The sequence below is a fragment of the Pseudomonas sp. GW823-FHT06E10 genome, assembly GCF_058794995.1.
The window spans coordinates 410,543-416,552 of record NZ_JBXAHJ010000005.1; the positions used below are offsets into that span (position 1 = coordinate 410,543).

Sequence of the window (6,010 nt, forward strand, 5' to 3'; positions counted from 1 at the left end):
ACTCGCCCATGAAAGCGTTCGGCAAAATCCTGGGTCTGGTACTTCTCGGGCTGTTGCTGATCATTGTGGCGCTGGGCTTTGCCCTGACCCACCTCTTCGATCCCAACGACTACAAAGACGAGATCCGCCAGATTGCCCGCGACAAGGCCCACATCGAGCTGACGCTCAATGGCGATATCGGCTGGAGCCTGTTCCCGTGGCTGGGCCTGGAACTGCACGACGCCAGTGTCGCGACCATGGTCAAACCGACCGAACCGTTTGCCGACTTGCAGATGCTAGGCCTGTCAGTACGCGTACTGCCGCTGCTGCGCCGTGAAGTGCAGATGAGCGACGTACGTGTCGAGGGCCTGAACCTGCGCCTGAACCGTGACAAGGACGGCCACGGCAATTGGGAAGACGTCGGCAAGCTGCCGGCACCGGCCAACACCGGCGCGATCAGCACCCCGCCAGCCGCTGGCGAACCGGCGCCCGAAGCCAGCGTCGCGGCGGAAAAACCGCCTCAGCCGATCCGCCTGGACATCGACAGCCTGACCGTGAACAACGCACGGGTTGAATACACCGACGAACGAACCGGCAAGAGCTTCAGCGCCGAAAGTATTCAGTTGAGCACCGGTGCGGTTCACGACTCCGTCAACATTCCGCTCAAGCTCACGGCTTTCCTGTCCGCCAACCAGCCGGCATTGCGGGTTCGAACCGAGCTCAATGGTGAGGTGCGTATCGCACGCGCGCTGCAGCGCTATCAGCTCGAAGACATGAAATTGTCCGGTGAAGTGACCGGCGACCCGCTGCAAGGCAAGACCATGACGTTCTCCGCCCAGGGCCAGCTGGTGCTGGACAAGGCCGCCAATGTCGCTGAGTGGACCGGCATCAAGATCTCCGCCAACCAGCTGCGGGCACTGGGTGAACTGAAGGTCAACGACCTCGACAAGACCCCACAAGTCAGTGGCGGCATCTCGATCGCCCAGTTCGACCTGGCGAAATTCGTCGATAGCATCGGCCAGAAACTCCCCGCCATGGCCGAAGGCAGCCTGAGCAAGGTCGAACTGGTCAGCCGTCTGGCAGCAACACCCACCAGCCTGGCGCTCGACAACATCAACCTGAAAGTCGACGACAGCACCTTCAGCGGTCGCATTGCCGTCGAAGATTTCGCCAAGCAATCGCTGCGCGCAGCACTCAAGGCCGACACCTTCAACGTCGACCGCTACCTGCCGCCGAAATCCGCCGAGGCCAATAGCGCGACACAAGTGCGCCAGGCCGAAGTCGCCAGCACCGAAGCCGATGCCATGGCCGGCGCCGGCAGCACTCCGTTGCCACCCGCGCCGACCAAGGACGCCTGGAGCAGCGACCGCCTGTTGCCCGTGGAACGCTTGAGCAAGCTCGATGTGGACGCCGACCTGACCTTCGGACAGTTGACCCTGCAAAAATTGCCGATTCATAACGCTGCGCTCAAGGCCACCGGCCAGGGTGGCCTGCTGACACTGGCCAACCTGCGCGGCGACCTGTACGAGGGCAACTTCGAAACCACCGGCACGCTCGATGTGCGCCAGCCAGTGCCGGCGCTGAACCTGCAGACGAAGATCAGCCGGGTACCGGCGGAAAAAATCCTCGAAAGCCAGGGCAAGAACCCGCCCGTCAAAGGCCTGGTCACGCTCAACAGCAGCCTGACCGGTAGCGGCAACAGCCAGAAAGCGTTGATCGATACCCTCAACGGCAATGCCAGTTTCATCATCAACAATGGCGTGCTGCTCAACGCCAACCTTGAGCAACAGCTGTGCAAAGGCATCGCCACGCTCAACCGCAAAACCCTCAGCGGCGAGCCCCGGGGCAAGGACACACCGTTCCAGGAGCTCAAGGGCAACCTGACCTTGCGTAACGGCGTAGCCAGCAACCCGGACCTGAAAGTGCGCATCCCAGGCATGACCGTCAACGGTGACGGTGACATCGATCTGCGAGTGCTGGGCATGGACTACCGCGTCGGCATCATCGTCGAAGGCGATACCAGCGCCATGCCGGACCCTGCTTGCCAGGTGGGCGACAAGTTTGTCGGCATCGAGTGGCCGCTGCGCTGCCGCGGCCCGCTGGAGCTGGGCGCCAAGGCTTGCCGTTTGGATAACGACCGCATGGGCCAGGTCGCGGCCAAACAGGCTGGCGACAGGATCAGCGAAAAAATCGAGGAGAAATGGGGCGACAAAGTCGACCCGAAACTGAAAGACGCGCTCAAGGAAATGTTCAAGCGATGAGAGCCGAGCAGTTTTCAACGGCGGTGCTGGACTGGTTCGACCGCCACGGCCGTCACGATTTGCCCTGGCAGCAGGACATCAACCCGTATCGGGTGTGGGTCTCGGAAATCATGTTGCAGCAGACCCAGGTCAGCACCGTGCTGAATTACTTCGACCGCTTCATGGCCTCGTTGCCGACGGTCCAGGCGCTGGCGTGCGCGCCGGAAGACGAAGTGCTGCACCTGTGGACGGGCCTTGGTTACTACACCCGTGCGCGCAATTTGCAGAAGACCGCGAAGATCGTCGTCGAGCAGTACGGCGGCGAATTTCCCCGGGACGTGGAAAAACTCACTGATCTGCCGGGGATCGGCCTGTCCACCGCCGGCGCCATTGCCAGCATCAGCATGGGCCTGCGCGCGCCGATCCTCGATGGCAACGTCAAACGGGTGCTGGCGCGCTTTACCGCGCAAGAGGGCTACCCCGGCGAGCCAAAGGTCGCCAAACAGCTCTGGGCCAACGCTGAGCGCTTTACGCCGCAGACCCGCGTCAACGCCTACACCCAAGCGATGATGGACCTGGGGGCGACGCTCTGCACCCGCAGCAAACCGAGTTGCCTGCTGTGCCCGCTGGAAAAGGGCTGCGAGGCGCACATGCTCGGCCTGGAAACCCGCTACCCGATCCCCAAGCCGCGCAAAGCCATCCCGCAGAAGCGCACGCTGATGCCGATGCTCGCCAACGCCGAAGGCGCGATCCTGCTTTACCGTCGCCCGTCCACGGGCCTGTGGGGCGGTTTGTGGAGCCTGCCGGAACTCGACGACCTCGATGACCTGCCGCACCTGGCATCGCAGCACTCGCTGGAACTGGGCACACAACAGGCATTGCCAAGCCTGGTGCACACCTTCAGCCATTTTCAGTTATCCATCGAACCCTGGCTGGTTCAGGTCCAGGAGAGCGGCCATCACGTGGCCGAGGCTGACTGGCTCTGGTATAACCTCGCCACCCCGCCGCGCCTGGGCCTTGCCGCCCCGGTCAAAACCTTGCTCGAACGCGCGGCCGCCGTATTGAACGCAGGAGAGTCGTCATGACCCGCACCATCATGTGCCGCAAGTACAAAGAAGAATTGCCAGGCCTGGAGCGCGCTCCCTTCCCGGGCGCCAAAGGCCAGGACATTTTTGACCACGTCTCGCAAAAGGCCTGGGCCGACTGGCAGAAGCACCAGACCCTGCTGATCAACGAAAAACGCCTGAACATGATGAACGCCGAAGATCGCAAATATCTTCAGGGCGAGATGGACAAGTACTTCTCCGGCGAGGATTACGCCAAGGCCGAAGGCTACGTGCCGCCGTCGGAATAACCCCGATTTATCGGGGGTCGGAACGTAAGCGACGGTAATAATTAAAATTTTTTTGAAAACTTGCTTGACGACCCCCTGAAAAACCCGTTTAATGCGCCCCGTTGCCCAGATAGCTCAGTCGGTAGAGCAGGGGATTGAAAATCCCCGTGTCGGCGGTTCGATTCCGTCTCTGGGCACCAAATACCGAAAACCCTGAATCGCAAGATTCAGGGTTTTTTTATGCCTTGGATTTGATGAAGCACCGATCCCGTCACCCTCGAAACAACAATTCCCACCTCCTGTTACCACGCCAGCCAGTACCCGTAATGGTTGCCGGGGCTAAGTCCCGAAAGCTTCAGACATTGGTTATCGGTCCTTCCTGGCAGTCTCTCGGGTCTGTCGGAACACTCCGTATGCTCTAACGGAAATGGATGACATACGCTGAAAATGAAATTGAGCAGAATCGGGGGAGGAGCTGCCGCATAACCGGGAGCAGATACACAACAGGGATATAGACAATGACTGAGGTGATTCACCAGACGTCGAAACTGCTGAGTTTTTTACTGAACAAGAAATCAGGACTTTCAGCTTTGATATCCACCAGTCAGCATTGCTGCACAAGTTGGCCAAAGAGCTGACCGCCATCGGCGGGCCTCAAGCACCAGGAGCCAGGTCCAAAGCCTCTCTGGCAGCCACCGAATTAACGTTCCTGTTTTCGAAAGACCAATGCGAACTGCTGGATGCCTATTCCGAAGGCCTTGTTTGCGTGTTGATCTTTGAAGGGCTGCAAAAAATCTCAGACGCCATCCCTCCAGATGCACTACCAGACCAGACATCCCTGGAAAACCAAAACGACGTCCTTTGCCTGGCCGCCCGTAATCAGATTTTGTTGAAACTGGTGGGTAACAGTGCCTTTGCCTACGACATGGACAATGAAGGAAGACTGGTTCGACTGGTGGCCAACTTCAAGGGCGGCGGGCTGACAAGAATCCCTGCCGAGCCGGACATCAAGGAACTGAGTTCCCATTCCGGCCTCGCGCTTGGCCCGCATACAGAGGCGCCTTACTGGTGCGCCGTGAACGCGAAAGACGGGCACTCGCCCTCTCCATCGTCGCTCATACTATCCGCCTTGTGGAACCCGAGCCTGGAGCCTACGCGAGTCATTCCACTACCCCCCATACTCGAAAAAATTGGCGTCACCAACTGCCTCGCACTGACCACGGATAACTTCCAGTTCACTCGTAGTGACTCCTTTGTCAGTGGCAAAGGGGAAGATGGCCGCAACGTTTCGATTCTGGAGTTCGACGACAAGGCAGGGTTCGCAGCCCGCTTTAACACGTATCGTTTTTCGGTCAATGACAACGCCTCGACCTTTGTGAAAGCGGCTTACACTGCCCTTTGCCAAGGTGTGGGTGAAGCAACTCCGGTCGAGTACACGCTGAACCAGGAATCGTCCATGGTCATCAATAACATCCGGGCTCTGCACTGTCGCGATGTCATCAAAGACAACAGACGGGTCTTGGTTCGTATTTTCGGACTTTCAAAATTTTCTTGCCCCATCGTTGTTTCCGAAGACCCGCTAGTGCTGCAGGGCTGATTTTTTTATATCACCAGCTGTTGAACGACCAGTCATGTGATTACCGGCCAATAACCATAAAGAGAGAATGCAATGTCTTGGGATGTAATTGGCATGTTGGCGCTCGTCGCTTTTTTCGCCGGTTTTTTTGATGCGATTGCCGGTGGTGGCGGTTTGATCACCTTGCCTGCATTGTTCCTGGCAGGTGTAGATCCGATCAGTGCAATTGCCACGAACAAGTTCCAGGCCGCTTCGGCAACAGTTTCAGCAACGGTAACCTTTGCTCGCAAAGGAATAATCGAGTGGCGCGAAGGCCGTTTCCTGGTTATCTGCGGATTTGTTGGCGGCGCCAGTGGCGCCTTGTTGGTCAGCACTATTGATAAGCGCTATCTGGAAGTGTGCGTGCCTATCATGCTGATTCTGGTAGCCATCTATTTTGCGCTCTCTCCAAAGCTGGCCAATGAAGATCGACGCAAGAGAATCAGTGTTCTGTTTTTTTCGTTTAGCGTTGCGCCGATCCTGGGTTTTTACGACGGTATATTCGGCCCCGGTGTGGGCTCTTTCTTTATTGTCGGATTTGTACTGCTCTGCGGCTTGGGCATGATGCGGGCCATGAGCTTTACCAAGCTTGCCAACGCCTCATGTAATCTCGGCTCTCTGTCGGTCTTTATCACTAAAGGTGTGATTATCTGGCCGATCGCCATAGCCATGGCTTTGGCGGCCTTCATCGGCGCTCAATTGGGTGCACGGGCCGCTGTCCGGGTCGGACCACGGTTGATCAAACCCATGTTGATCGTGGTCTGCTTGTAGTGGTCAACTAATCCCGGACACGACGTTAAGTTTTTCTTCGGCGCGAGCTGGCGCCAGCCCGCCGTTGAATTG

The 6,010-nt window shown here is 58.2% G+C and carries 5 protein-coding genes and 1 tRNA gene; all 6 read left to right on the top strand.

The window, feature by feature from the left end; translation table 11 throughout:
* Positions 1-8: 8 nt before the first annotated feature.
* The 6 genes from AC1Q6Y_RS11485 to AC1Q6Y_RS11510 all read left to right on the top strand — a co-directional run bounded on the left by AC1Q6Y_RS11485 (position 9) and on the right by AC1Q6Y_RS11510 (position 5,938).
* Positions 9-2,240 carry an AsmA family protein gene (locus AC1Q6Y_RS11485; protein WP_489339587.1) on the top strand — a complete coding sequence of 744 codons (2,232 nt, stop codon included), beginning with the start codon at positions 9-11 and terminating at the stop codon, positions 2,238-2,240.
* Positions 2,237-3,304 carry an A/G-specific adenine glycosylase gene (gene mutY / locus AC1Q6Y_RS11490; protein WP_057712416.1) on the top strand — a complete coding sequence of 356 codons (1,068 nt, stop codon included), beginning with the start codon at positions 2,237-2,239 and terminating at the stop codon, positions 3,302-3,304. The genes AC1Q6Y_RS11485 and mutY overlap by 4 nt, the downstream gene beginning before the upstream one ends.
* Positions 3,301-3,573, top strand: a complete 273-nt coding sequence (locus tag AC1Q6Y_RS11495; RefSeq protein WP_007989188.1) for an oxidative damage protection protein — start codon at positions 3,301-3,303, stop codon at positions 3,571-3,573. The genes mutY and AC1Q6Y_RS11495 overlap by 4 nt, the downstream gene beginning before the upstream one ends.
* A gap of 103 nt (positions 3,574-3,676) precedes the next feature.
* Positions 3,677-3,752, top strand: a tRNA-Phe gene (locus AC1Q6Y_RS11500).
* A gap of 410 nt (positions 3,753-4,162) precedes the next feature.
* Positions 4,163-5,149: a hypothetical protein gene (locus tag AC1Q6Y_RS11505; RefSeq protein WP_492624582.1), complete on the top strand. Its 987-nt coding sequence runs from the start codon at positions 4,163-4,165 to the stop codon at positions 5,147-5,149.
* Between the two features lie 72 nt (positions 5,150-5,221).
* Complete coding sequence (locus AC1Q6Y_RS11510) at positions 5,222-5,938, top strand: TSUP family transporter (RefSeq protein ID WP_492624583.1); 717 nt, start codon at positions 5,222-5,224, stop codon at positions 5,936-5,938.
* Positions 5,939-6,010 lie beyond the last annotated feature (72 nt).